Annotated in this window: 25 protein-coding genes; 11 read left to right on the forward strand and 14 right to left on the reverse strand. The window is 70.8% G+C overall.

The window, feature by feature from the left end; translation table 11 throughout:
- Positions 1–97: 97 nt before the first annotated feature.
- The 6 genes from AB0N03_RS11500 to AB0N03_RS11525 form a co-directional block, all read right to left on the reverse strand.
- The gene (locus AB0N03_RS11500; protein WP_364369052.1) at positions 98–1,255 is read right to left on the reverse strand and encodes a cytochrome P450; all 1,158 of its coding nucleotides are present in this window, start codon (positions 1,253–1,255) and stop codon (positions 98–100) included.
- A 38-nt stretch (positions 1,256–1,293) separates the two neighbouring features.
- Entirely contained in the window at positions 1,294–2,565 is a 1,272-nt protein-coding gene (locus tag AB0N03_RS11505) for a methylaspartate mutase (RefSeq protein WP_364369055.1), read from the reverse strand.
- A 34-nt stretch (positions 2,566–2,599) separates the two neighbouring features.
- Positions 2,600–3,076 carry a cobalamin-dependent protein gene (locus tag AB0N03_RS11510; protein ID WP_364369058.1) on the reverse strand — a complete coding sequence of 159 codons (477 nt, stop codon included), beginning with the start codon at positions 3,074–3,076 and terminating at the stop codon, positions 2,600–2,602.
- A complete protein-coding gene (locus AB0N03_RS11515) occupies positions 3,073–4,281 on the reverse strand; it encodes a type III PLP-dependent enzyme (protein ID WP_364369061.1) in 1,209 nt (402 codons plus the stop codon). The genes AB0N03_RS11510 and AB0N03_RS11515 overlap by 4 nt, the downstream gene beginning before the upstream one ends.
- The gene (locus AB0N03_RS11520; RefSeq protein WP_364369064.1) at positions 4,278–5,726 is read right to left on the reverse strand and encodes an AMP-binding protein; all 1,449 of its coding nucleotides are present in this window, start codon (positions 5,724–5,726) and stop codon (positions 4,278–4,280) included. The genes AB0N03_RS11515 and AB0N03_RS11520 overlap by 4 nt, the downstream gene beginning before the upstream one ends.
- Before the next feature lie 208 nt (positions 5,727–5,934).
- The gene (locus AB0N03_RS11525) at positions 5,935–7,440 is read right to left on the reverse strand and encodes an AMP-binding protein (protein WP_364369067.1); all 1,506 of its coding nucleotides are present in this window, start codon (positions 7,438–7,440) and stop codon (positions 5,935–5,937) included.
- 130 nt (positions 7,441–7,570) lie between these two features.
- On the opposite strand from AB0N03_RS11525, the gene AB0N03_RS11530 reads away from it, so the two are divergent.
- A complete protein-coding gene (locus tag AB0N03_RS11530; protein WP_284750721.1) occupies positions 7,571–7,816 on the forward strand; it encodes a phosphopantetheine-binding protein in 246 nt (81 codons plus the stop codon).
- Here the strand turns inward: AB0N03_RS11530 and AB0N03_RS11535 are convergent.
- Both AB0N03_RS11535 and AB0N03_RS11540 read right to left on the reverse strand, forming a co-directional pair.
- Entirely contained in the window at positions 7,809–8,768 is a 960-nt protein-coding gene (locus tag AB0N03_RS11535; protein WP_364369070.1) for an ACP S-malonyltransferase, read from the reverse strand. The two genes, AB0N03_RS11530 and AB0N03_RS11535, sit on opposite strands and share 8 nt — an antisense overlap.
- On the reverse strand, positions 8,761–9,711 hold the full coding sequence (locus AB0N03_RS11540; protein WP_364369073.1) for a proline iminopeptidase-family hydrolase: 951 nt from the start codon (positions 9,709–9,711) through the stop codon (positions 8,761–8,763). Before AB0N03_RS11540 ends, AB0N03_RS11535 begins: the two co-directional genes overlap by 8 nt.
- A gap of 297 nt (positions 9,712–10,008) precedes the next feature.
- Between AB0N03_RS11540 and AB0N03_RS11545 the strand changes: the two genes are divergently transcribed.
- Genes AB0N03_RS11545 through AB0N03_RS11555 form a run of 3 tightly spaced genes read left to right on the forward strand, consistent with a single transcriptional unit; the run spans position 10,009 to position 13,053 of the window.
- Complete coding sequence (locus tag AB0N03_RS11545; RefSeq protein WP_364369076.1) at positions 10,009–11,262, forward strand: nucleotide disphospho-sugar-binding domain-containing protein; 1,254 nt, start codon at positions 10,009–10,011, stop codon at positions 11,260–11,262.
- Complete coding sequence (locus AB0N03_RS11550) at positions 11,253–12,368, forward strand: sensor domain-containing protein (protein WP_364369079.1); 1,116 nt, start codon at positions 11,253–11,255, stop codon at positions 12,366–12,368. The genes AB0N03_RS11545 and AB0N03_RS11550 overlap by 10 nt, the downstream gene beginning before the upstream one ends.
- A gap of 28 nt (positions 12,369–12,396) precedes the next feature.
- Entirely contained in the window at positions 12,397–13,053 is a 657-nt protein-coding gene (locus AB0N03_RS11555; RefSeq protein WP_364369081.1) for a response regulator transcription factor, read from the forward strand.
- A 57-nt stretch (positions 13,054–13,110) separates the two neighbouring features.
- On the opposite strand, the gene AB0N03_RS11560 is transcribed toward AB0N03_RS11555, so the two are convergent.
- From AB0N03_RS11560 to AB0N03_RS11570, 3 genes are read right to left on the reverse strand one after another with little or no spacing between them, the layout of a single operon-like run.
- On the reverse strand, positions 13,111–13,290 hold the full coding sequence (locus AB0N03_RS11560) for an acyl-CoA carboxylase epsilon subunit (protein ID WP_364369084.1): 180 nt from the start codon (positions 13,288–13,290) through the stop codon (positions 13,111–13,113).
- A complete protein-coding gene (locus AB0N03_RS11565; RefSeq protein WP_364369632.1) occupies positions 13,290–14,813 on the reverse strand; it encodes an acyl-CoA carboxylase subunit beta in 1,524 nt (507 codons plus the stop codon). The genes AB0N03_RS11560 and AB0N03_RS11565 overlap by 1 nt, the downstream gene beginning before the upstream one ends.
- 49 nt (positions 14,814–14,862) lie before the next feature.
- On the reverse strand, positions 14,863–15,657 hold the full coding sequence (locus AB0N03_RS11570; protein WP_364369086.1) for an alpha/beta fold hydrolase: 795 nt from the start codon (positions 15,655–15,657) through the stop codon (positions 14,863–14,865).
- Positions 15,658–15,808: 151 nt separating this feature from the next.
- Here AB0N03_RS11570 and AB0N03_RS11575 point away from each other — a divergent pair, with 151 nt between their 5' ends.
- Positions 15,809–16,204: an ATP-binding protein gene (locus AB0N03_RS11575; RefSeq protein ID WP_364369089.1), complete on the forward strand. Its 396-nt coding sequence runs from the start codon at positions 15,809–15,811 to the stop codon at positions 16,202–16,204.
- A 211-nt stretch (positions 16,205–16,415) separates the two neighbouring features.
- Here the strand turns inward: AB0N03_RS11575 and AB0N03_RS11580 are convergent, their stop codons facing one another.
- Positions 16,416–17,573 (reverse strand): DUF222 domain-containing protein, encoded by a 1,158-nt coding sequence (locus AB0N03_RS11580; protein ID WP_364369635.1) that lies wholly within the window; start codon positions 17,571–17,573, stop codon positions 16,416–16,418.
- On the opposite strand from AB0N03_RS11580, the gene AB0N03_RS11585 reads away from it, so the two are divergent.
- A complete protein-coding gene (locus AB0N03_RS11585) occupies positions 17,469–17,765 on the forward strand; it encodes a hypothetical protein (RefSeq protein WP_364369666.1) in 297 nt (98 codons plus the stop codon). The two genes, AB0N03_RS11580 and AB0N03_RS11585, sit on opposite strands and share 105 nt — an antisense overlap.
- Positions 17,766–17,961: 196 nt before the next feature.
- Here AB0N03_RS11585 and AB0N03_RS11590 read toward each other — a convergent pair whose 3' ends face one another.
- Both AB0N03_RS11590 and AB0N03_RS11595 read right to left on the reverse strand, forming a co-directional pair.
- Entirely contained in the window at positions 17,962–18,336 is a 375-nt protein-coding gene (locus AB0N03_RS11590; protein WP_364369092.1) for an STAS domain-containing protein, read from the reverse strand.
- A 161-nt stretch (positions 18,337–18,497) separates the two neighbouring features.
- Positions 18,498–19,409, reverse strand: a complete 912-nt coding sequence (locus AB0N03_RS11595) for an AraC family transcriptional regulator (protein ID WP_364369095.1) — start codon at positions 19,407–19,409, stop codon at positions 18,498–18,500.
- Positions 19,410–19,483: 74 nt separating this feature from the next.
- Here AB0N03_RS11595 and AB0N03_RS11600 point away from each other — a divergent pair, with 74 nt between their 5' ends.
- The 5 genes from AB0N03_RS11600 (at position 19,484) to AB0N03_RS11620 (ending at position 23,470) form a co-directional block, all read left to right on the forward strand.
- Positions 19,484–20,869, forward strand: coding sequence for an FAD-dependent oxidoreductase (locus AB0N03_RS11600; protein ID WP_364369098.1), 1,386 nt, complete (start codon positions 19,484–19,486; stop codon positions 20,867–20,869).
- 99 nt (positions 20,870–20,968) lie between these two features.
- The gene (locus AB0N03_RS11605) at positions 20,969–22,351 is read left to right on the forward strand and encodes an FAD-linked oxidase C-terminal domain-containing protein (RefSeq protein WP_364369100.1); all 1,383 of its coding nucleotides are present in this window, start codon (positions 20,969–20,971) and stop codon (positions 22,349–22,351) included.
- Positions 22,348–22,602, forward strand: a complete 255-nt coding sequence (locus AB0N03_RS11610) for a carboxylesterase family protein (RefSeq protein ID WP_364369102.1) — start codon at positions 22,348–22,350, stop codon at positions 22,600–22,602. Before AB0N03_RS11605 ends, AB0N03_RS11610 begins: the two co-directional genes overlap by 4 nt.
- Positions 22,563–23,102, forward strand: a complete 540-nt coding sequence (locus AB0N03_RS11615; RefSeq protein WP_364369105.1) for a helix-turn-helix domain-containing protein — start codon at positions 22,563–22,565, stop codon at positions 23,100–23,102. The genes AB0N03_RS11610 and AB0N03_RS11615 overlap by 40 nt, the downstream gene beginning before the upstream one ends.
- A 155-nt stretch (positions 23,103–23,257) precedes the next feature.
- Positions 23,258–23,470, forward strand: coding sequence for a DUF5988 family protein (locus AB0N03_RS11620; protein WP_364369108.1), 213 nt, complete (start codon positions 23,258–23,260; stop codon positions 23,468–23,470).
- The last annotated feature ends 38 nt before the right edge of the window (positions 23,471–23,508 follow it).

The raw sequence follows: 23,508 nt of genomic DNA on the forward strand, positions 1-23,508 counted from the left end.
ACCGCTGTAGCAAGCCAGCACTCAAGGTCGTCTTTTCGATCGTAGGTCGGCACACAGAGCCGCCGGATCCCCTGAAAACGCTTCTAGGGGCGCGAAGTCACCACGCGATGCGCAGCTGCGAAGGCCCGCGCACGATCACGCCGTACTCCCACTTCACGCCCTCGCGCCCGTCCGCGAACCGCAGGTCCGGGAACCGCGCGAGAATCGCCTTCATCGCTTCCTGCAACTCCAGCCGCGCCAGCTGCGCGCCGATGCAGTGGTGCGGGCCGTGCCCGAACGCCACGTGCGGGTTGGGGCTGCGCGTGAGGTCGATGCGGTCCGGGTCGGCGAACACCTCCGGGTCGCGGTTGGCCGCGTGCAGCGCCGGCAGCACCGGATCGCCCGCGCGCACCACGACGTCGCCGAAGCGGATGTCCTCGGTGGCGTACCGCGCGAACATCGCCGCGGTGTTGATCGGCACGTACCGCAGCAGCTCCTCGATCGCCGTCGGCATCAGGTCCGGGTTCGCCCGCAGCTGGGTCAGCAGCTCGGGCTGCGTCAGCAACGTGAAGACGAAGCTGGGCAGCGCCGTGGAAACCGTCTCCACCCCACCGGTGAGCAGGCCCGCGCCGGCGATCGCGATCAGCTCGTTCTCGGTCAGCTTGTCGCCGGCGTCGCGGGCGTAGACGAGCGCGCCGAGCAGGTCGTCGGTCGGCTCCTCACGCCGCTGGGCCACCAGCCCGGCCACGTAGTTGTCCAGCTTGTCGCCGTAGACGTCGAGCACATCGCCCTTCGCCGTCGCGTCGCTGACCAGGGCCTGCGTCCACTCGCTGAAGATCTTGTGGTCTTCCTTCGGCACCCCGAGCAGGTCGCAGATCACGGTGACCGGCAGCGGCCGCGCGAGCTCCTCGACGAGATCGGCGCTGTCACCGTGCGCCTGCATGTCGTCGAGCAGGCTGTTCACCAGCTCCTTCACGCCGTCGCGCATCTGCTCGAGACGGCGCGCGGTGAACGCCTTGCTCACCAGGCGGCGCAGGCGGGAGTGGTCCGGCGGGTCCATCCCCATGATGCCGTCGCCCATCTGCTGACGGCGCATCCGCGGCTGGTCGAGGCCCTGCGCGAGCTCCCGGCTGAACCGCGGGTCGGTCGTCACCAGCTTGACGTCGGCGTACTTCGTCGCCAGCCAAGCCGGTTCGCCGAAGGGCATCTGCACCCGGCTCATCGGCTCTTCGCGCTGCAGGGTGTGGTACTGCTCGGAAACGGAGATCTCGTGCATGTCGAACGGATACGCACGGACTGTCCGGCGTGAACTCGTCACGACTCGCCCCCAATCGCTCTCATCGGTTGTTCCAGCGCCTCGGCGTCGTAGGCGTTCTGGACGTGGGAAAGCGCCGACATCAGCGTCGACGAGGTGATCCGGTCCACGTGGCGGCTCTCCACCACGTGGTGCAGCGGCAGCGACCCGAGCTCCGACCAGCCGAGCCGGCCCGCCGGGTCGAGGTAGCTGCGTGCCTGCCCGGCGTTGTCCGGGTGCAGGCAGTACGGGACGTCGAGCAGGCCGCGCTTGAACGCGACCACGATCGCGCGGCCGAGGTCGGCGTGGCTGTTCAGCACGGCGTCGACGAGCGCGTGAGCCTCGCGGTAGACCTGGTTGTCGGCGTCCACGACGACCTTTTCGGTGACCACCCTCGCCGCCGCGCCGGCGTGCTCCAGCGCCGCGACGTTCTCGGCGACGGTCGGGATCCGATGGGCCTCGGCGGTGGTCTTGACGATCAGCCGTTCCGACCCGGTGCTCACGGCCAGCTCGGCCGCCGTCCCGAGCAGGCCCCGCGCGCCTTCCGACGTGCGCGGGAACAGGCCCATGTAGGCGTAGATCACGACGTGCCAGGTGGCCTCGGGGAGCAGCTCGGCGCACAGCCTGCGCAACGCGGAAACCGCCTCCTGGTCCTGCGCCATGCTCGTCTGCTGGGCGTAGCTCACCGAAATGCTGCGCACGCCCTTGCGGTAGAAGAACAACGCCTCCAGCACGGACAGCGCCACCAGCTCGCTCGGCGGGCAGAGCTGGCCCATCATGCAGCCGCCGAACGTCTCCAGGTGCGGGCGGCCGCCCGGGTGCTCGGCGTCCAGCAGCAGGTCGCAGCAGTGCGCCCAGTTGCGCACGGACTCGTCAAGCGGGGTCCGGCTGTAGGGCAGGCAGTAGGACACCGGGCCGCCCTCGGTGGCGTGCAGGCCGGCGGCGATCATGGCCCGGAAGATGTCCGCGGGCCGCGCCGAACCGTGCCGCACCTGCACCGGGAACTCCGGGCCTTCGAGGCCCTCGAGCATCGCGCGCGTGACCTCGGCCGGGTGGTTGACGATCGGGTAGCCGTTGAGGGCGATCCCGTTGCGCAGCGCGTGCGCCACGGACTCGGTGTCGCAGACGCGGGTGTAGCTGTCGAGGGTGACGGTGCCGACGGTCGCGGCGGCCGCGGATTTGGTCGCGGCCAGCCCGGCGCGCATGACGCCCGGGTCCGCGAAACCCATGCGGGGCTGCACGACGAGCTCGCCGGCGGCGTGCCGTCGCGCGACGAACTCTTCGAAGCTCATGCCGCCTCCGCGGGAAGGAGCACGTCGGCGGGGCTCACGCCTCCACCTGAGCCGCGCCGGCGGCCAGCGTCGCGGCGAACCGGCGGAACGACGCCGCGCCCTGCTGGTCGTCGAACACCGCGTCGAACCCGGCGAGCAGCAGCTGCGCGGTCTCCTCCGCGGTCAGCGCCCCGCCGACGCCGAGCTTGCCGCCGATCACCACCGGCATCGCGCGCAGCTCGGGGAAGGCGCGCAGCCGCCGGATCACGCGCAGGCCGTCCTGGTGGCCGTGGCCGTTGACGCTGCTCAGCACGAGCATCGACGGGCGACGGCTCAGGCACTCCGACTCCAGCAGCTCGTCGGGCACGCACGCGCCGAGGTTCAGCACGTCGAAGCCGAGTTCGCCGACGAGCAGCTCGAGGTAGACCAGGTTCCACGTGTGCGAATCCGAGGCCATGCTGCTGACGATCACCGTCCGCCGGGACGGCTCGGTCACGACCCCGCCGGCGTAGGAGTGCAGTTCTTCCGTCATGGCGAAACCTCGTAGACGCGCTGGTAGTCCAGTCGCGACACCGAGACGACCTCGCCGCCGCGCACCACGACTTCGGTCGGCGCGGGCCGGCCGAGGAAGCTGATCAGGCTCGCGGTGACGCCGTAGGCCCCGACGTTGGGCACGGTGACGACGTCACCGGACGCCAGCTCGGGCAGCTTCGCCGCCTTGGCGAGCGAGTCGCCGGGAGTACACAGTGGACCGACCAGGCTGCCGGTCGCGTCGCCGGTTTCTTCGATGCCGACGGCCGCGGGCAGCAGCCTGCCGATCCCGGACAGCCCGCCGACGACGTTGATCCCGGCGTCGAGGACGACGAACCGGCTGCCGCGGCTGTCCTTGACGTTCACCACGCCGGCCAGCAGCGAACCGCAGCTGCCGGACAGGTAGCGGCCCGACTCGCAGGCCAGCTCGATCCCGCCGTCGCGCCACTCGGGCAGGTGCAGGTCGAGCAGCGTCTCGAGCCCCGCGCGCAGCTTCGGGTAGTCGGTGCGCGGGCCGGGCACCGCGTACGGCGAGGAGAACCCGCCGCCGATGTCGAGGATCTCCAGAGGCAGCCCGACTTCGTCGCGCAGCTTCGCGGCCGAGGTGAGCACGAACTCGTACTCCCCCAGCAGGGCGTCCTCGTCCTGGGCGTTGCTCATGGTGAAGAAGTGCGCGCCCACGACCCGGGCACCCGGCACCGCCTTGAGCGCGGGCATGATCTCGGGCAGCGTCTCGGCGTCGATGCCGAACTGCGACGGGCGGCCCATCATCCGGATGCCGGTCCCGCCGCTGCTCGCAGTGGTGTTCACACGCAGCAGCGCGGACGCCGTGACGCCGTGCTTCTCCGCGGCGGCCCCGACGTGCTGCAGGTCGGTCAGCGACTCGACGGAAAACAGCCGGACGCCCGTGGCGATCGCGTGCTCGAGTTCCGCGTCCGTCTTGCCGGGTCCGGTGTAGAGGATCCCGGCCGGGTCGAACCCCGCCTGCAGCGCGTTGGCCAGCTCGCCGGTGGAGCTGATCTCCGCGCGGCAGCCACCGCGACGCAGCTCGCGGGCGATTTCGGGATGGGGGTTGGACTTCAACGCGTAGAACAGCTGGAAGCCTTCGGGCAGCAGGCCGAAGAGCTGGTCGCGCGACTCGGCGACGACGTCGAGGTCGTAGACGTAGGTGGGTGTGCCGTACTCACCGGCGATGTCGATGCTCATTTGCGGGCCCCTTCCACGAGCAGGGCGAGTTCCTTCGTGGCGTTCTTGCCGTGCGCCGTCAGCGGGAACTCTTCGACGACGTGGCACAGCGACGGGACTTTCTGCGGCTCCAGCCGTTTGGCCAGCTCGCGCAGCACGGTCGTGGGCGGCAGATCGGTCTCGACGCAGATGGCGAGGTCCCGCGCGTCGCTCGGCGGGATCGCGCCCGCCGCGCGGACGCCGGGGATGTCCATCGCCGCGGCTTCGATTTCCAAAGTGGACATCCGGATGCCCTTGCGCTTGAACATGTCGTCGCGGCGGCCTTCGAAGTAGAGGTAGCCGTCGGCGTCGAGGCGGCCGTAGTCGCCGGTGTGCAGGCGCAGCTCGCCGGTCGTCTCGTCGCGGCGGAAGGCGCGGGCGGAGATCTCGGGCGCCCGCCAGTAGCCGGGCATCACGTGCGGCCCGGCGGCGACGATCTCGCCGATGTCCCCGGCCGGCAGCTCGGTCCCGTCGGCGGCGAGGATCAGCACGGACGTGCCCGGCAGCGGCAGCCCGGACGAACCGGGGCGCTCGGTGTCCTCGCCCGGCGGCATGATCGTGATCCGCTTGCACTCGGTCTGCCCGAACTGGCGGACGACCTTGGCACCGGGGAAGGCCGCGCGCAGCTGGGCGATGGTGGCGTCGGGCAGAGCGGCACCGGTGTTGGTGAACAGCCGCACCGGTGCGGCCGGTTCGGTGTCGCGCCCGGCGAGCGTGGCGATCATGGTGGCCAGCGACGGGACGATCGGCACGACGGTGGCGCCGACCTCCCGCATCCGCTGCAGCAGCCGCAGGTCCGACTCGGCGTCGGCGAGCACGATCTCGCTGCGGCCGAGCGTGGCCAGCAGCACCTTGTAGAGGCCGTAGTCCCAGGACATCGGGAACCGGCAGAACACGACGTCGTCGCGGCGGTAGCCGAGGACCGCCTGGATGGCGCCGGTGGCGAAGGTGACCTGGCGGTGCGGGCCGATCACGCCCTTCGGCGCGGCGGTGCTGCCGGAGGTGTAGACGAGGACGGCGATGTCGTCCTCGCTCACCTCGACGGCTTCCGCTCGCTCTCCGTACGCTTCCTCGACCTCGGTCCACAAGGGACCGAACTCCTCGGGGGTGAGCACGAGCACGGGTTCGGCGTTGGCCACGACGGAGTCGAAGTGGAACTTCTTCATGGCCGGGTTGATCGGCACGAACACCGCACCGCGGCGCGAAGTTCCGTAGAAGAGCGCGACGAGCGCCCGATCGGTGGGCAGCTGCACGACCACGCGGTCGGCGTGCCCGACCCCGCGGCGCGCGAGCACCGCGGCGACGGCGTGGCTCCACGCGTCGAGCTCCGCGTAGGTCCACGCACCGGCGCGGTCGCGGACGGCCGACGCCCCGGCCGCGTCGGCCGTCGCGGCGTCGAGCAGAGAATGGACCAAGGAATCGTTCACGACTGCCACTCCGTAAGGACTCGAAGGATCACCGTGCCGGCGTGGAAGACACACACCTGGAGACGTTTCGAAAGCTAACCGCGCCGACCTGCTGATCCACACCCCTAACGGCCCCTAACCCCCCCGCCGGCCGAGGCGCGTGGAAACGCCGTGAAGGCCTCCTTGCCGGCTCTTGTGGCCGGTAAGGAGGCCTTCACGGCTCTCGGTCTCAGGCGACGGGGGTGGGCGCCAGGAGGTCGGCCGCGCGGGCGGCCAGGGTCTTGCGGTCGATCTTGCGGTTGGAGTTCAGCGGGAACTCCTCGACGTGCCGGTAGTGGCGCGGGATCACGCCCTCCGGCAGCACCGCCCGCAACGCGCGCACCATCTCCAGCACCGGCCGTTCCCCGCCCGTGTAGAAGACGAACAGCTCGGTCCCCGCCTCCCCGGCCACCCCCAGCACCACCGCGTCCTGGATGCCGCAGTCGCGCAGGGCGTGCTCGACCTCCGTCAGCTCGATGCGCCAGCCCAGCACCTGCACCTGGGAATCCAGCCGGCCGAGGTAGGCCAGGCCGTCGTCGAGACGGCGGCAGCGGTCACCCGTGCGGTAGAAGCGCTTTCCGTCGCGGTCCAGGAACCGGCCCCGCTCGTCGGCCGGGTCGAGGTAGCCCGGGGTCATCTGCGGCCCCGCGATGCACAACTCGCCCTCGTCGGGGTCCGGGACGTCGCCCGGGCCCAGCAGGACGTGGTCGTGGCCCGCGTGCACCTCGCCGATCGGCACGACGCCGTTCACCGCGACGCGGGGGGTCTCGACGTCGTCCCAGCGGTACCCCGACACCGTCACCGTCAGTTCAGTGGGCCCGTACAGGTTCTCCACGATCGACGACGACGCCGCGGCGCGCCAGTCGGCCGTGTCGCGGACGGTCAACGCCTCGCCCGCGAAGAAGCTCCACCGCAGCCCGGGCAGCGCGCCCGGCGTCAGGCCGCCGGTGCGCCGGACGAGGTCGATCGCGCTCGGCGTGGAGAACCACACGGTGAGCCCGCGCTCGGCCGCGAACCGCGGCAGGTTCCGGTACGCCCCGCCCGGCAGCACGACCGCCGGCGCGCCCGCGCCCCACGCGCAGAACAGGTCGAACATCGCGCAGTCGAAGTTCAGGTCGAACGTCTGCGAGAAGACGTCGTCCGGGGTGAAGTCGTAGCGGGAATCGAGCAGGCCGAAGTAGTGGTCGAGCGCCGCACGGCCGATCCGCACGCCCTTCGGCCGCCCGGTCGAGCCCGACGTGAACAGGACATACGCGGTGTCCGACGCGGGCGTGGACACCGGCGCGGACAGAGCCTGCGAAGCCCGCGGCCGGTCACCGCACTCCGGAGCGAGCACGGGGACGCCGTCCGGTGCCACGATGAGACCGCGTTCGTCGGCGACGATGACGTCGATGCCGGCGGCCTCGACCATCTGGGCGGTCCGCGCCGCCGGGAAGTCCGGCCGCAGCGGGACGATCGTCGCGCCGGCGTACAGCCCGGCCAGGATCCCCGCGTACGCCGTGACCCCCTTGCCCGCCAGCACCCCTACGGTGCGGGCGCCGGCCTCGGCCAGCGCCCCGCCCCACAGCAGCGCCAGCTCGTGCAGCCGTTCGTAGGTGAGCGCCTGGTCACCCACGTCGACGGCCACGCCGCCGCCGGAGCGTTCGAGGCCGCGCAGGAACCGCGCCTGCGGCCCGCCGGTGAGACTCGTGTCCATCGTCCGTCCTCCGCGTGAAATAGGGGTGCCGATGCGTCGATCCGGGACGGCGACGCGCGGTAGAGTCCAAAACCGAACCGGGCGGTCGGTTTCCTCTCGGTAGATCCCAACCTAGCGATCCGGAGTAGCCATGTGGGACAGCACTTTCGACGAGACGCTGCGCTCGTACCTCCCGTTCCTGCCCGCCGAGGAGGCGTTGACCGCCGAGACGCCGCTGCGGGAGTACGGGCTGGACTCGCTCGCCACCGTGGAGCTGCTCTCCGTGCTGGAGCAGAGCTACAACGTGCGGTTCGAGGACGACGCCCTGAACCTGGAGACGTTCGAGAACCCCGGCCGGCTGTGGACCACGCTGGCCGCCCTGCAGCCCGCTAGCTGACGCGCGAGGGTCCTGCGCCCCGGCGGCGGGGTTGCAGGGCCATGCGCGGGTTCACCGTGACCACCTCGAACCGGCTCGTGGTGACGCGGACGCGCCCGAACAGCGTGTCCGGCCCCGCGACCCAGAGCTTGCGCACCCCGAGCCCGGCCAGCGACGCCACGACGTCCGGCCAGCGCAGCGGTTTCACGATGCTGTCGAGCAGCATCGTGCGGACCTGCTCGCCGGTGCGGAGGATCGCGCCGTCCTGGTCGGCCACGATCGGCAGCAGCGGGTCGTGGAAGGTCAGACCGCCGATCACCTCGTCCTCCGCCTTGCGGCGCAGCGCGCCGAACGCCTGCGAGTGCAACGGCGGGCGCATCGTGTAGAGGGAGAGCCCGCCCATGCTCCGCACCGTCTGCTTGAGCCAGTCGAGGTTGCGCTCACGCAGGGAAACCATGAAGAAGTCGTGATCGATGTAGCACGAGATGTCGGACCACTCGCCCCGGTCGTCCAGCTCGGACAGCGCGTCCGTGAGCTTCTCCTCCGGGGTGCGGACGAACGAGTGCGTCACCACGTCGGTGTACTCGGTCGCGAAGAACTCGGCGAGGCAGCGGGCGAGTTCCGCGGTCATCCACACCGCGTCCGGAAAGGTGAGCGAGCCGGAGTAGACGCTGGCCGGCTTCTCGCCGAAGCTCGGCCCGGTGCAGCAGTCGGGGCTCATCCCGTGTTCCTGCTCGGCCCATTCGGCCAGGGCGACACAGGTGAGCATGAAGCCGACCTGGGCGTACTCGGAGTAGTCGCCTTCGGTTTCGCGGAAGCGGTCGATCAGCGAGTAGCCCAGCCGGTCGTTCGCCTCCCCGATCAGCCGGCGGGCGAGGGGATTGATGAGCAGGAACTTGCCGAAGTCGGCGAAGCGGCACGGGCTCATTCCGGGGAAGACGACCGCCGACCCCGGCCGGGGTGCCTCATCCATGGCTGACGACCTCTCGTGCGCCGGCCCGGTGTCCGGGCGCGGTGGGGTGGACGTCCTGCAGGAAACCCAGCAGGACTTCGCGGAACCGGTCCGGCTCCTCGAGGTGCGGGACGTGGCTGGAGTCTTCGAAGATCTCCCAGCGCACGTCGTGGATCCGGTCGAAGTACGGCTGGACCGTCACGGGCGTGGCTTCGTCGTGGCGCCCGGTCACGAGCAGGGTCGGCGCTTCGATGTCGTCGAGGCAGTCGACCACCGAGTAGTCCTTGAGCGTGCCGGTGACCGTGAACTCGCTCGGGCCGTTCATCGACGCGTAGACGGTGTTGTCGTCGGCCATCTCCATGAACGAGGCCAGGTAGTCGGCGGGCCACGGCAGCACGCGGCAGACGTGCCGGTCGTAGAACGCGCGCATCAGCTCGAAGTACTCCGGCGCGTCGGTCGTGCCGTCGGCTTCGTGCGCCCGCAGCGCGGCATCCACACCGGGCGGGAGCTGCGCGCGCAGCACGTCCATCTCCTGGCGCCACAGCGGGTACGACGCCGGCGAGTCGGCGATCACCAGCCCCCGCAGGCCGTCCGGGCGCTGCGCGGCGTGCCGCGCGACGACCAGGCCGCCCCACGACTGTCCGAAGAGGACGTAGTTGTCCTCGATGCCCAGATGCTGCACCAGGTTGTCCAGCTCGTCACCGAACAGCTCGGGGGTCCAGAAGCCCGCGTCCTGGCCCGGCAGCCGCGTCGAACCGCCGCTGCCCAGCTGGTCGTAGTGCACCACCGGGTACCCGTGCTCGGCCAGCGAGCAGAGGTTCAGCAGGTAGTCGTGCGTGCTCCCCGGCCCGCCGTGCACCACGACGACGGCAGGCAGCTCTCCGCCGGCGACGCCGGTGACCCGGTACCAGGTGCGGTACCCGCCGAAGGGAACCCAGCCTTTCGTGATGGGTGCCACGGCCATGCTCATTCACCTCGTCCGTTCCCTCGCGTCCGGCTTCTGCGCGGCCGGAACCACCTTCATGTCTAGCCGTCGCGGGAGCGCAGTCACCAGCCCCTAAGGGGCATCTAAAGCCGATCTAAGTGCCACTGAACTCACTACCGCACCGGCGTGCCCGCGGGAAGGTTTCCCGGCCGGAACAGGGGTTCCGGACCCCTACCGCCGTTTTGCCGGGTCGGCCGGACGGCGCACCGCCGTTACCTTTCTTTAGAGGCAGCAATAGTTCCCGGCCCCGGCATCGGAGTGTGTGTTGTGCGCGTCATGTTGATGGTCTTCCCGACGAGGACGCACGTCTACAGCATGGCCCCGGTCGGCTGGGCGCTGGGCGCCGCCGGGCACGAGGTGCGGTTCGTCGGCCAGCGCAATCCGCGTGAGGTCCAGCCGTTCGTCGAGACCGGCCTCGACGCGATGTGGTTCGGCGAAGACCTCGACATCGCCCACCACCGGCGGCTCAGCATCGACGGCGACGACACCACGCACGGCGAGCACCAGCTCTCCGAAAGCCGTCCGGAGCGCTACACCGAGGAGTACGTGCGGACCGTCTACGACGGCTGGGTCGACGTCTTCCGCTGGAACACGCCGGAACCGCTGCTCAACGAGCTCGTCCGGTTCGCCCGGCAGTGGCGGCCGGACCTCGTCGTGTGGGACCCGCTGCTCTACGCCGCGCCGATCGTCGCGCAGGCGGTCGGCGTCCCGCACCTGCGGATGATGTACGCGGCGGACCAGACGGCGCGCATCGGCGCGCAGTACCGGGACCTCCGCGCGAGCCGGCCCGAGGACACCGGCCCGGACCCGTTCGTGGAGTGGATGTCGGCCGAGGTGGGCCGCTTCGGCGCGGAGTACGACGAGAACTTGCGCTACGGCGTCAAGACCATCGACTGCCACCCGTCCTACCTCCGGTACGACGGCGTCGACGTCGACTACCTCCCGGCGCGGTTCGTGCCCTTGAACAAGCCGATGGCGCTGCCGCGCTGGGTGGTCGAACCCCCGGCGCGCCCGCGCGTGCTGCTGACCCTGGGCATCTCCAACCGGCAAACGCTCGGCGCGGAGGAGGCCTCGGTCTCCGCGCTGCTCGACGGCCTATCCGACCTCGACGTCGAAGTGATCGCGACGCTCAACGCGGAGCAGCTCGCGTCGGTGGACAAGATCCCGGACAACGTGCGCGCGGTGGACTTCGTGCCGATGAACGAACTGCTCGCGAGCTGCTCGGCCATCGTGCACCAGGGCGGTGGCGCGACGATCGGCAACGCGGTGGTCAACGGCGTCCCCCAGCTCGTGATCCCGGGCACCACGTGGAGCGAGCGGGTGTCCGCGGTCGCGCAGGTGAAGCGCGGCAACGGCGTGCTGGTGGAACTCGAGGACGTCACTCCGCACACCGTCCGAAGTGAACTGGAGCGGTTGCTGGACGAACCGTCCTTCCGCGACTGCGCGCTCGAGGTCCGAGACGAGATGCTGGCCACTCCGACGCTGGACGACCTCGTGCCGGAACTCGAGCGGATCGCCCGATGCCCGTGACGCAGCGACCTCGCGTCGTCCGCACCATCGGCTTCCTCATCTCGAGCTTCCCGCTCCGGATCGTCGCGTTCGTGCTCGTGCTCACCCTGACCGTGCTCGGCATCGCGACCACCATGCTGTGGATCGGCATCCCGATCCTGATCACCGCCACCTCGCTGGTGCGCGGCCTGGCCGATCTGGAGCGCGGCTGGGTGCGCACCATGCTCGGCGTCGACATCCCGACGCCCCGCCGGCTGCCCCGCCGCGCCGGGCTGCTGCAGACGTGGCAGACCCGGCTCGTGGACCCGATCTTGTGGCGCGAGCTGATCTACGCGCTGCTCGCGCTCCCGCTGGGCATCGTCGAATTCGTGGCCGGGATCGTGTCCGTGGCCGTGCCGCCGTTCGGCATCTTCGTGGCGCCGCGGATCGGGGCGCTGCACGGTGCGTTGACGCTGTCGATGCTCGGGCCGAACCGGACGGCGCAGCTGGAGGCCCGCACCCGGCAGCTGAAGGACTCGCGTGCCCGCGGCGTCGACGCCGTGGAGGCCGAGCGCAAGCGCATCGAACGCGACCTGCACGACGGCGCGCAGCAGCGGCTGGTGGCCGTCGCGATGAGCCTGGGCCGGGCGCAGCTGAAGCTCGACACCGATGATTCCGCCGCGGTGCGCGACCTGATCGGCGCGGCCCACGCCGACGCGAAACTCGCCGTGTCCGAACTGCGCGACCTCGCCCGCGGCATCTACTCGCCGGTGCTGCAGGACCGCGGCCTGGACGCGGCGCTGTCCGCACTGACCGCACGAATGCCGATCCACGTGGACGTCGAGGTGGCGGTGGAACCCCGCCCACCCGCGCCCGTCGAGACCACGACGTACTTCATCGTCAGCGAAACCCTCACCAACATCGCCAAGCACGCGGGCGCGGACCGCGCGTCGGTGCGCGTGACCCGCGACGACGACACCGTGGTCGTGGAGATCATCGACAACGGCCACGGCGGCGCGTCCGTGCGTCCCGGCGGCGGGCTGTCCGGCCTCACCGACCGGGCCGCCACCATGGACGGCGTGCTCACCGTGGTCAGCCCGGTCGGCGGACCCACGGTGGTGCGTGCCGACCTTCCCGTCCGCTGGTGAACTCGCCCGAGTACTCAGGAGCTGCGAAATGCGTGTGGTGATCGCCGAAGACTCCGTGCTGCTGCGCGCCGGCGTGCAGAGCCTGCTCGCCGACGTCGGCATCGAGACCGCGGCCGCCGTCTCCAACGGTGACGACCTGCTCGTCGCCATCCGCGAGCACCGGCCGGACCTGGTCATCGCGGACGTGCGGATGCCCCCGACGTTCACGGACGAGGGCCTGCGCGCGGCACTGGCCGCGCGCAAGGAGATCCCGGGCCTGCCGGTGCTGGTGGTGTCGCAGTACGTGGAGGGCAGCTACGCCGTGGACCTGCTCGCGGAGGGCACGTCCGGGGTCGGCTACCTGCTGAAGGAACGGGTCGCCGACGTCGCCGACTTCCTCGAGGCCGTCCGGCGCGTGGCCGGCGGCGGCTCCGCGATCGACCCCGACGTCATCGCCCAGATGCTCGCCCGCAGCCGCCGCGACCCGCTCGACGCCCTCACCGCCCGCGAAACGGAGGTGCTGGGGGTGATGGCGCAGGGCCTGTCGAACGCCGCCATCGCGAAGGCCCTGGTGATCACCCAGGGAGCCGTGGAGAACCACATCGGCAACATCTTCGCGAAGCTCGGCCTGGAGGCCAGCCGGGACGAGAACCGCCGCATCCGCGCGGTGCTGACCTATTTGGACAGTACCGCCGTACGCACTTGAGGTCGTGAGTGGGAAACAGTGTTCTCACTCCTGTTTCCCCCTCACGACCACTCGCGCTCAGCGGCGGGTACGCCAGCTTGTCGCCGGCTGGTACCGGGGCTGTCGTCGTGGCCGCGCAGGCGCCGGCGGCTCGGGCTCGGCCGGTTCGGCGCCGACCGCGGCCAAGACCGCGATCAGCGCCGCCAGCTCGGTGTCGTCGGGTGCGCCGCGCAGGACGTGCACCACCGGGCCGGCCATCAGACCGGCGGGTTCCCGTGCTTGCGCGCCGGGATGTCGGCGTGCTTGGTGCGCAGCATCGCGAGCGAGCGGATCAGCAGCTCGCGCGTCTCGCCCGGCTCGATCACGTCGTCCACGAGGCCGCGCTCGGCCGCGTAGTACGGGTGCATCAGCTCGGTGCGGTACTCCTTGATCTTCAGCGCCCGCACGGTTTCCGGGTCGTCGGCCGCCTTGATCTCGCGGCGGAAGATCACGTTCGCGGCGCCCTCGGCGCCCATCACGGCGATCTCGTTCGTCGGCCACGCCAGCGAGACGTCGGTGCCGATCGACCGCGAGTCCATCACGATGTACGCGCCGCCGTAGGCTTTGCGCAGGATCACCTGCACCCGCGGCACAGTGGCGTTGCAGTAGGCGTAGAGCAGCTTCGCGCCGTGCCGGATGATCCCGCCGTGCTCCTGGTCGACGCCGGGCAGGAAGCCGGGGACGTCCACCAGCGTCACGAGCGGGATGTTGAACGCGTCGCAAGTCTGCACGAACCGGGCGGCCTTCTCGCTCGCCTCGATGTCGAGCACCCCGGCGAGGACGGCGGGCTGGTTCGCGACGATGCCGACGACGTGGCCGTCCAGGCGGGCGAGCGCGCACACGACGTTGGCCGCCCAGCCGGCGTGCACCTGCAGGAACTCGCCGTCGTCGACGATCTCCGCGAGGACGTCGCAGATGTCGTAGGCGCGGGCCGGGTCGGTGGGCACGACGTCGAGCAGCCGATCGGTGCGGCGGCCGGGCGGGTCGGCGGCCGGCACGTGCGGCGGGGCCTCGTTGTTGTTGGCCGGCAGCAGGGAAAGCAGGTACCGGACGTCGGCCAGGCAGGTGGCCTCGTCGTCGTAGGCGAACGCGGCGACGCCGGAGGTCTCCGCGTGCACGTCGGCGCCGCCGAGGCCGTTCTGCGTGATCTCCTCGCCCGTCACCGCCTGGACGACGTCGGGCCCGGTGATGAACATCTGCGAGGTTTCGCGGACCATGAACACGAAGTCGGTCAACGCGGGCGAGTACGCCGCGCCGCCCGCGCACGGGCCGAGCATGACGGAGATCTGCGGGATGACCCCGGAGCACCGGGTGTTGCGGCGGAAGATGCCGCCGTAGCCGGCGAGTGCCGTGACACCTTCCTGGATCCGGGCCCCGGCGCCGTCGTTGAGCGAAACCAGCGGCGCGCCCGCGGCCTCGGCGAGGTCCATCACCTTGTGGATCTTCTGCGCGTGCGCCTCGCCGAGCGCGCCGCCGAAGATCCGGAAGTCGTGGGCGTAGACGAAGACCGTCCGGCCGTCGACCGTGCCCCAGCCGCAGACGACGCCGTCGGAGTGCGGGCGGCGCTGTTCGAGGCCGAACCCGGTGGCCCGGTGCCGGCGCAGCGCTTCGAGCTCGGTGAACGAGCCCGGGTCGAGCAGCAGCTCGATCCGTTCGTGCGCGGTCAGCTTGCCGCGGTCGTGCTGGCGCTGCGTCGCGGCGTCGTCGGGCCCGCGGCGCGCGGCGTCCTTGATCTCCCGCAGTTCGGTGAGCCGGTTGGCGAACGCGGCGGGTGCTTCGGACACGAACGCCTCAGACACGGACGCCTCCCAGCTCGGCGGCCAACCTGCGCAGGATGACGCCTTGGTGGCGGGTGAGGAAGAAGTGCCCACCGGCCAGCTCGACCAGCTCGAAGCCACCGGCGGTGTGATCGGCCCAGGAGGCGACCTCGTCGACGGTGGCCATCGGGTCGTCGGTGCCGGTGAAAGCGACGATCGGCGCGGTCAGGGGGTCGCCCGGGACGTACCGGTAGGTCTCGACGGCCCGGTAGTCGTTGCGCACGACCGGCAGGATCATGCGGACGACTTCGTCGTCGCCGAGCAGGTCCGCCTCGGTGCCGCTCAGCCGCCGCAGTTCGGCGATGACGCCGTCATCGGTCCGGGTGTGCACGCTCTCGTCCCGCACCCGCGAGGGAGCACGCCGCCCGGAGACGAACAGCGCGGCGACTTCCGTCCCGGCCCGCTCGAGCCGCCGGGCGGTCTCGTAGGCGACCATGGCGCCCATGCTGTGCCCGAACAGCGCGAGCGGCCGGTCGGCGTGGTTCCGCAGCAGGTCGGCAACCCGGTCGGCCATGGCGTCGATGCTGGTCAGGAAGGGTTCGTGCCGCCGGTCCTGCCGCCCCGGATACTGGACGGCCAGTACCTCGACGTCCGGCGCGAGCCCCTTGGCGACCGGGAAGTAGAAGGGAGCCGACCCGCCGGCGTGCGGCAGGCAGACGAGCCGCGCTTTGGCCTCGGGTGACGCCGCGAACCGGCGGAACCAGCTCTCGTCGGTGTTGTCCACGTGGGCGACCATGTCGTCCCACCGCCCTTCCCGTGTCGGAGGCACCTCCCGGCCAAGCTAGCCAGCGGAAGCGCGGGCCAACGACCCCTAAAGGCCCCCTAACGCCGCGCGTAAACGCGCCCGATCCGGGTAAGCGATACCGGACGGTGCCGCGTTCGTGGGGAAGCGCGGCGGCGGGAGGAGTCGCACCGTGCGCGTGAGCTGGAGTGAAGCCGACCAGACGGAGTGGCAGGTACTGGACGTCGCCGGAATTGATCGGACGGGCCTGACGGCCGCCCGCAGGTGGGCGGAGACCAAGCTGGACAGGCTGCGCGAGACGGACCTGATCGACACCCTGATCGTGGTCGGCGAGCTGCTGGAGAACGCGTACGTCCACGGCGGAGGGCCGCGGCAGCTGCGAATTCGCCAGAGCCACGACACGTGCGAGGTGGCGGTGGCGGACGCGGGCGACGGAGAGCCGAAGATGCGGGCGCCCGACCACGATGGCGGGCGGGGGTTGTTGCTGGTGGACCAGCTTTGTCTCGAGTGGGGTGTGAGCCGCCGTGATGACGGGAAGCTGGTGTGGGCCCGGGTGGAGTGTTCGGAGGGGTAGGTGGGGCTGCTCCGGCACTTGGGCGCGCTGCGATGGTGCGGTTTCACTGGAACTGTCGGCGATCCTTTTGCATCTCCAAGTCCGGCTGGCTGCCCGTGCTTCTTGCGGCCGGAGCGTGGGTGTAGGCGATTGCGCTGGCTGTCGCTGGGTACGGATGTTGGGTGTAGGCCCGTAGCCGGTGGCTGCGGGCCTTTCCCATGTTCTCCTTGCGTCAGGCTGCGAAGGGGAGTGGTTGATGCAGGTTGTTGCGCCTGGGTTTTCGGCGTTTGTCCAGGAACACCGGTGGCAGGAATTCGGGGAGGCCGTCGGCGGCGATGCGGACTTGCCAGCCGGAGCGGTGCAACAGCCGGTGGTGATGAGCGCACATCAGCACCATGTTTCCCAGCTCGGTGGAGCCGCCATCAGCCCAATGCCGGATGTGGTGACCTTCACAGTGCCGGGGTGGACGATGACAGCCAGGGAAGGCGCAGCCGCGGTCGCGCAGGTACAACGCGCGGCGGAGTCCGGGCGGGACCAGGCGGCGTTGCCGTCCGAGGTCGAGGGGTTCGCTCTTGCCACCGAGGACTGCGGGGATGAGCATGCAGTCGCAGGCGTGGATCCGGGCTTCGGCCGCGGACATCGTGCCCAGGTCACCGAGGATGGCCCGGCCAACACCCGTCTTCAGGTCCTCCAGCGAAACTGCGACCATGACGTGGGCTCGTTCGCCGGCCTGCATCGGCAGCTCCGGGGAGTTCAACGCCAGGTCGATCGCGTCGGAGAATGCGTCGCCGTAGCGTTCCTGCGGCGAGCGGAGGTCGGGGCCTTCGTCGGTGGCGCGGCGCTGGGCGAGCGAATCCAGGAGGGCGCTGGCTCTCGTGCCGGTCTCGTCGTCGAAGCGACCCTGAAGCTCCCACACCCCGGTTCTCTTGCGACGCAACGACAGCACGCGAGAAGGAGTAGCAGGTTCGGTCGTGTCCGGCTCGGCACCGTCGGGGTCGAGGTGGGCCAGGATCCGCGCACCCAAAGCGGCGACTTGCTTGTGCCCGGCTTCGGAGGCGAAGGACAGCAGGTGCTGCTCGGCGTCGTCGCGGTGCTCGGGCGGGATCTGGGTCAGGGCGTCGACGATCGTGTCGATCATCGGCGTGCTCAACCGGCCGTCCGACGCGGCAGCGCCGGTAGCGGGAGCAGCCGCAGGCACCGGGCTGCCGTCGAGGTTCCGGCCGGGCGTAAGAGCCCGAGCCCGCTTCACGACAGACTCAGCGGCAGCCTTGGGAACATCGGCCAGATGCTCGAACAACCGCGCCACAGAACGGTATCCGAAGAGTTCCATCACCCCGCGCGACTCGATCTCGACAAGCAGCGCACCGATCTCGGCCTCGGCAGACCGCACGACAGTGAGCAGAGCGGAGATGCGGTCGGCCAGGGCCGCCGCATTCGCTCGCATCACCGCTTCGCTGTCCACACACCAAGATTACCGACTCACGAACGCATGTTCATCACACGAAAGGATGATCACGAAACCCAAGAGAAGGCCCAGCCGAAGAGGCTGTTCCTGAACCTGTGGTGGTTGTGGGTGTCGTGAGCGGTGAGACAGACGGGCTCCTGGCGGGACGGAGGTTGCGAAGCCAACCCCAGCCACCAGGAGCTCGGGACCAGTGTTCCTTGCCGATCAGGCGGGTATGTCATCGGCGACGCCGGTATCCCTCCGACTGCACCGAAGCGGAGTGGACCCTGCTGCCCCGGCCGCGGCGCAAAGCGCCGCGGCCAAAGGCCAAAACCTAAGGCATCTGCGGCGCCAACTCCAACCAGGCCAAGGCCTCCACCGCACTCCAGTGCACCGGCAACTGAAGTTCCAACCCCAACGCGGTGATCGGCCGAAGCAGAGCGCGGCACCGCCCGGCGACCGCGAACGGCACCCCGGCCACCGCCGCGTCGAGCAAGATCGTCAGCACGCGGGCGCTGCAAAACGTCACCGCCGACGCGTCGAACACCAACGCCCGCGGGGTCAGCAGGATTTCTCGGTGCAGCAAGGTCGCGAGCCGATCGGTGACGGCCAAATCGAGGTCACCGGCCGCGGTCACCACGCTCGCTTCGGCCGTCGTGGTCACTTCGAAGGTTGCGGACGGGCGGGTCCGCGGGGCGGGGATGAGCATCGCTGAAGGCCTCCTCGGCGAAACACCGTGAGGCCGGACGCCGGTCCGGACCCACGGCAGCCCGGGTGGGTGCTGCGGGATCGAGGCACGACGGCTGCAGGCTGAACCGCTACCCCACGACCCTACAACCGATGCGTAAACGATGCAGCACCGGTTGGGCTTTACCGACGTCGATCACGACGGAAGCGGGCGGGCGTCGTCCCCAGCTCGGCGCGGAACGCGCGGGAAAACGCGGATTCCGACTGGTAGCCGACCCGGCCGGCGACCGAAGCGACCGTCGCGTCGGAGGTGGACAGCAGCTGGGCCGCCGCCATCATCCGGGCCCGGGTGAGGAACGCCCCCGCTGTCGTCCCCGTCTCGCGGACGAACCGACGCAGGAACGTCGCACGGGACATCGCCACCTGACGGCTGAGCCGCTCGATCGTCCAGTCCGCCCCCGGGTCGTCCAGGACGCCGGCCACGGCCGAGGCGATCCCCGGGTCGGTCACCGCCGTCCACAGCACGTCCGCCGTGGCCGTGCCGCGGGCCGTCCGCAGCACCATCGCCAGCAGCACCGTGCACAGCGCGGAAAGGATCGCCGCCGTTCCGGAGCCTTCGCGGCCCGCTTCCGCCCGCATCAGAAAACTCAGCCCCCGCAGGACCTCGTCGGTCTCGGCGGACCGGCCGAACGACACGTGCACCGCGCCGGGCAGGCTCCGGAACAGCAGCGCGCCCGTCCCCGCGTTGACCGTGAAGTGGCCGCAGAACAGGTCGATCACCGGGTCGCCGCCGCGCTCGCTGCGCGTCGTGACGAACGCCTCCCCGCCCGTCTCGACGGTGCCGCGCTCGCCCGGCCCGGCCGTGACCACCCGGTGCTCGGCCCCGCTCGGGATCAGCACGACGTCGCCGGGCCGCAGCTCGAACACCTGACGGCCGACGTGCAGCCGGCACTCCCCCTCGAGCAGGACGTGGAACGGCACCTCCAGCTCGCCGTACCCGGCGACGTCCATGCGGGTGCCCGCCCCGAGCAGGCAGTGCTTCTCGAGCGTCGCCTCGAGCTGCGCCCGGCTCAGCAACCGGCTGACGGTGTCCATGGTGATACTTTCGGGCAGAAAACTGATACTGGCAAGCCTGGTCGTATCAGCTGAGCGAGCACACACTCGGCCGTATGGAAACCACCGAACTCACCGCGGACGTCCTGGTCATCGGCTTCGGCAAGGGCGGGAAGACCGCCGCGCACGTGCTCGGCGACGCCGGCAAGCGCGTCGTCCTGGTCGAGCAGTCCGAGAACATGTACGGGGGCACCTGCCCGAACGTCGGCTGCGTGCCGACCAAGATGCTCGTCCACTACTCGAACGCCCGCCGCCTCGAAGACGACGCGCAGGAGTTCTTCGCCCACTCCATCGCCGGCGTCCGCGCCCTGACCAGTGCCTTCCGCGCGGGCAACTTCGAGTCGCTCGACGGGAAGGACACCGCGACCGTCATCACCGGCACCGCCCGCTTCGTCGACCCGCACACCGTCGCCGTCGGCGAGGGGGACGACCGCATCACCGTCACCGCGCCGACGATCGTGGTCAGCACCGGCTCCGCGCCGGTCGTCGCGCCGATCCCGGGCCTGGCCGGTAGCAAGCACCTGGTCAGCAGCACCGAGCTCACGCAGGCGACGACGCTGCCCGAGCGTCTGGTCGTCGTCGGCGGTGGCTACCTCGGGCTCGAGTTCGCGTCGATCTACCAGCACTTCGGCACGCACGTCACCGTCCTCGAAGGAGCGGAGCGGCTGCTGCCCCGCGAAGACGAGGACATCGCCGGGACCGTCCGGGAAATCCTCGAGGGCGACGGCATCCGGATCATCACCGGCGCGAAGATCACAAAGGTCGAAGACAGCGGCGCCGTCGCGAAAGTGATCTACGAAAAGGACGGCGGAACGCACGAGGTCGAGGCCTCCGCGCTCCTCCCGGCGACGGGCCGCCGTCCCGTCACCGACGGCCTGCGGCTCGACGCGGCCGGCGTCCGGACCACCTCGAACGGCGCCATCGAGGTCGACGAGTACCTGCGCACGAGCCAGCCGCACATCTACGCCGTCGGCGACGTCAACGGCGGCCCGCAGTTCACCTACGTCGCCCTCGACGACGCCCGCATCGTGCTGGACCAGCTGCTCGGCGAAGGCAAGCGCACCACCACGGACCGGGTGGCCGTGCCGCACACGCTGTTCATCACCCCGCCGCTGGCGACCGTCGGCCTGACCGAGCGCGAAGCCCGCGCCGAGGGCCTGAACATCAAGGTGGCGCGCGAAAAGGTCGCCGACATCGTCGCCATGCCGCGGGCCTACACGGTCGAAGAGACGCGCGGGGTCATGAAGTTCATCATCGACGCCGACACCGACCTCATCCTCGGCGCGGCGCTGCTCGGCATCGACGCGCAGGAGGTCGTCAACACCGTCGCGCTCGCCATCCGGCACAACGTCACCGCGACCGAGCTGCGGAACGCGATCTACACGCACCCGAGCTCGACCGAAGCCTTCAACGAGGTGCTCGGCACGCTGGTCACCGGGTAGAACGCACACCCGCGGACGCGTCCGGTGGGGATTCTCCCCATGGCCGGACCGGCGCCGCCGCCCTAGCGTGGGAACCCGGTGACGAGGAGGTTCCCGCGGATGCTGATCGACGAACTGGCGGCCGGGCTGCCGGCGGACCGGCTGGTCCGTGACCCGGACGTCGTGGCGAGCTTCGCCCACGACGAGGCCGAGTGGGCGCCCTACGCGCAGCCCGCCGCGGTCGTCCGGCCGCACACCGCCGAAGAGGTCCAGGTCGTGGTCAAGGCCTGCTTGAAGAGCCGGGCCCCGCTCGTCACGCGCGGGGCCGGCACCGGCCTCTCCGGCGGGGCGAACGCCGTCGACGGCTGCGTCGTGCTCGTCACCGACCGGCTCACCGCGATCAAGGAGATCGACGAGCGCGAGCGGTACGCCGTCGTCGAGCCCGGCGTGGTCAACGACGACCTGCGCGCCGCCTGCGCCGAACGCGGCCTCTGGTACCCGCCGGACCCGGCCAGCTCGCCGTGGTCGACGATCGGCGGCAACGTCGCCACCAACGCCGGCGGCCTCTGCTGCGTCAAGTACGGCGTCACCCGCGACTACGTCCTGGGCCTGCAGGTCGTCACCGGCACCGGCGAGCTCGTCCGGCTCGGCCGGCGCACCGCCAAGGGCGTCGCCGGCTACGACCTGACCGGCCTGATGGTCGGGTCGGAGGGCACGCTCGGCGTGATCACCGAAGTCACCGTGCGCCTGCGGCCCGCCCGCGCCGCGGAGCGCACGGTCGCCGGGTACTTCGACACGACCGTCGCCGCCGGGCAGGCCGCCGCGGCGGTCGCGGCCCGCGGAGTGCTGCCCTCCGCGCTGGAGCTCGTCGACCGGCACTGCCTCGCCGCGGTCGACCAGTGGAAGAACATGGGCCTGAGCGCCGACGCGAACGTCGTTTTGCTCGCCCGCACCGATTCCCCCGGCGCCCTCGGCGAGCACGAAGCCGCGGAAATCCTGGACTGCTTCGAGCGGGCCGGCGCGACGTGGGCCGCGCAGTCGACCGATCAGGCCGAGGCCGACGCGCTGTTCGCCGCCCGCCGCCTCGCCTACCCCGCCCTCGAACGGCTCGGCCCGCTGCTCACCGAGGACGTCTGCGTCCCGACGCAGGCCGTGGCCGAGATGCTCGCCCGCATCGACGCGGCGGGGCGGCGCCACGGCGTCCACATCGCCAACGTCGCGCACATCGGCGACGGCAACCTGCACCCGCTGCTGGTCACGCCGGCCGGCGACGAGGCCGCCCGGAAGAACGCCCAGGCCGCCTTCGAGGACATCATCTCCGACGCCCTCGACCTCGGCGGCACGGTCACCGGCGAACACGGCGTCGGCCTGCTCAAGCAAGCCGGCCTCGCCCGCGAGCTCGGCGCGGGCGTCCTCGCGATGCACCGCGCGGTCAAGAACGCGCTCGACCCGCACCACATCCTCAACCCCGGCAAGGTCTTCGCCGAAGGGACACCCGCATGATCGTCCGCACCGCCGCCGGCGAAGTCCGCGGCGAGCCGATCGCCACCGGCGTCCGGTTCCGCGGCATCCCCTACGCCGCCGCCCCGGAAAGCGGCCTGCGGTTCGCCGAGCCGGCCCCGCCGCCCGCCTGGGACGGCGTCCGCGACGCCCGCGAGGCCGGCCCACCGCGCCCCAGCGGCACCGGGAGATCCCGGGCATCGACCTGTCGTCCGTGGTCGGCACCGGTTGGCGGCCGGGACCGGAGTACCTGACGGTCGACGTCTGGACCCCGGACCCCGCCGCCGAGGACCGCCGTTCCTGGTCTCTGGGCACGACCGGCCTCGCCGGTCCGGCGACCGGCGCGACCGCGCTGGCCGATGCGTACGACGACGCGTCGGCGTGCCTCCGGGTGCTGGAAGCGCTGGGCCGCACCGGTTTCACCACGTCCCCGGCCGATCTCGGCCCGTACCGCTACCTGCTGAGCCGGGCCGGGCGCGAAGAGGCCCGGGCGTTCGTCACCCGTACCCTCGCGCCGCTCCTGGCCCATGACGAAGAGCGCGGCACGGACCTGGTCCACACGGCGGAGGTGTTCCTGCGCGGCGGCCGTCGCAAGGCCACCGCGGCCGAGGAGCTGACGATCCACCCGAACACGCTCTACCAGCGTTTGGACCGCATCACGGCGTTGCTGGGTGAAGACTGGCAGAAGGGCGACCGCGCGTTGGACGTCCACCTGGCGCTGCGCATTCACCGGCTCGGCCGCGAATTGGGGTAGAAGAATACCCTTACCGGCCGCCGTCAACCCCTATTCGAGCCCATTTCGCGAGAACCGGAAATCTTGACACAGCGAATGTCCGTCGGGCATCTTCGAGAGACGAAGGCCACAATTCCCGCCTTTCCTCCGCGCAGACGACCCCACGGAGATGAATCATGACGAATATCAAAGTGACGCTTTCCGGCGGCCCGGCCGAGCTGGTCGAACAGCACCGCGACTGGACGGTCGGCGACCTCGGCGACGTCGCGAAGGTCAGCTACGGCGCCGGCTACGAGCACTTCTCCCACGAGGGCGAGTTCGCGACGAGCAGCGGCGGCGACCTGGTGCCGGTGTTCGCCTGGTGCGGCCGCACCAGGGTCGCCGAGTGACCCGCGGCCGCGTCTCCACCCCGATCTCCACCCCGCGG

The sequence above is a fragment of the Amycolatopsis sp. NPDC051061 genome (assembly GCF_040682935.1).
Classification (GTDB): Bacteria; Actinomycetota; Actinomycetes; order Mycobacteriales; family Pseudonocardiaceae; genus Amycolatopsis.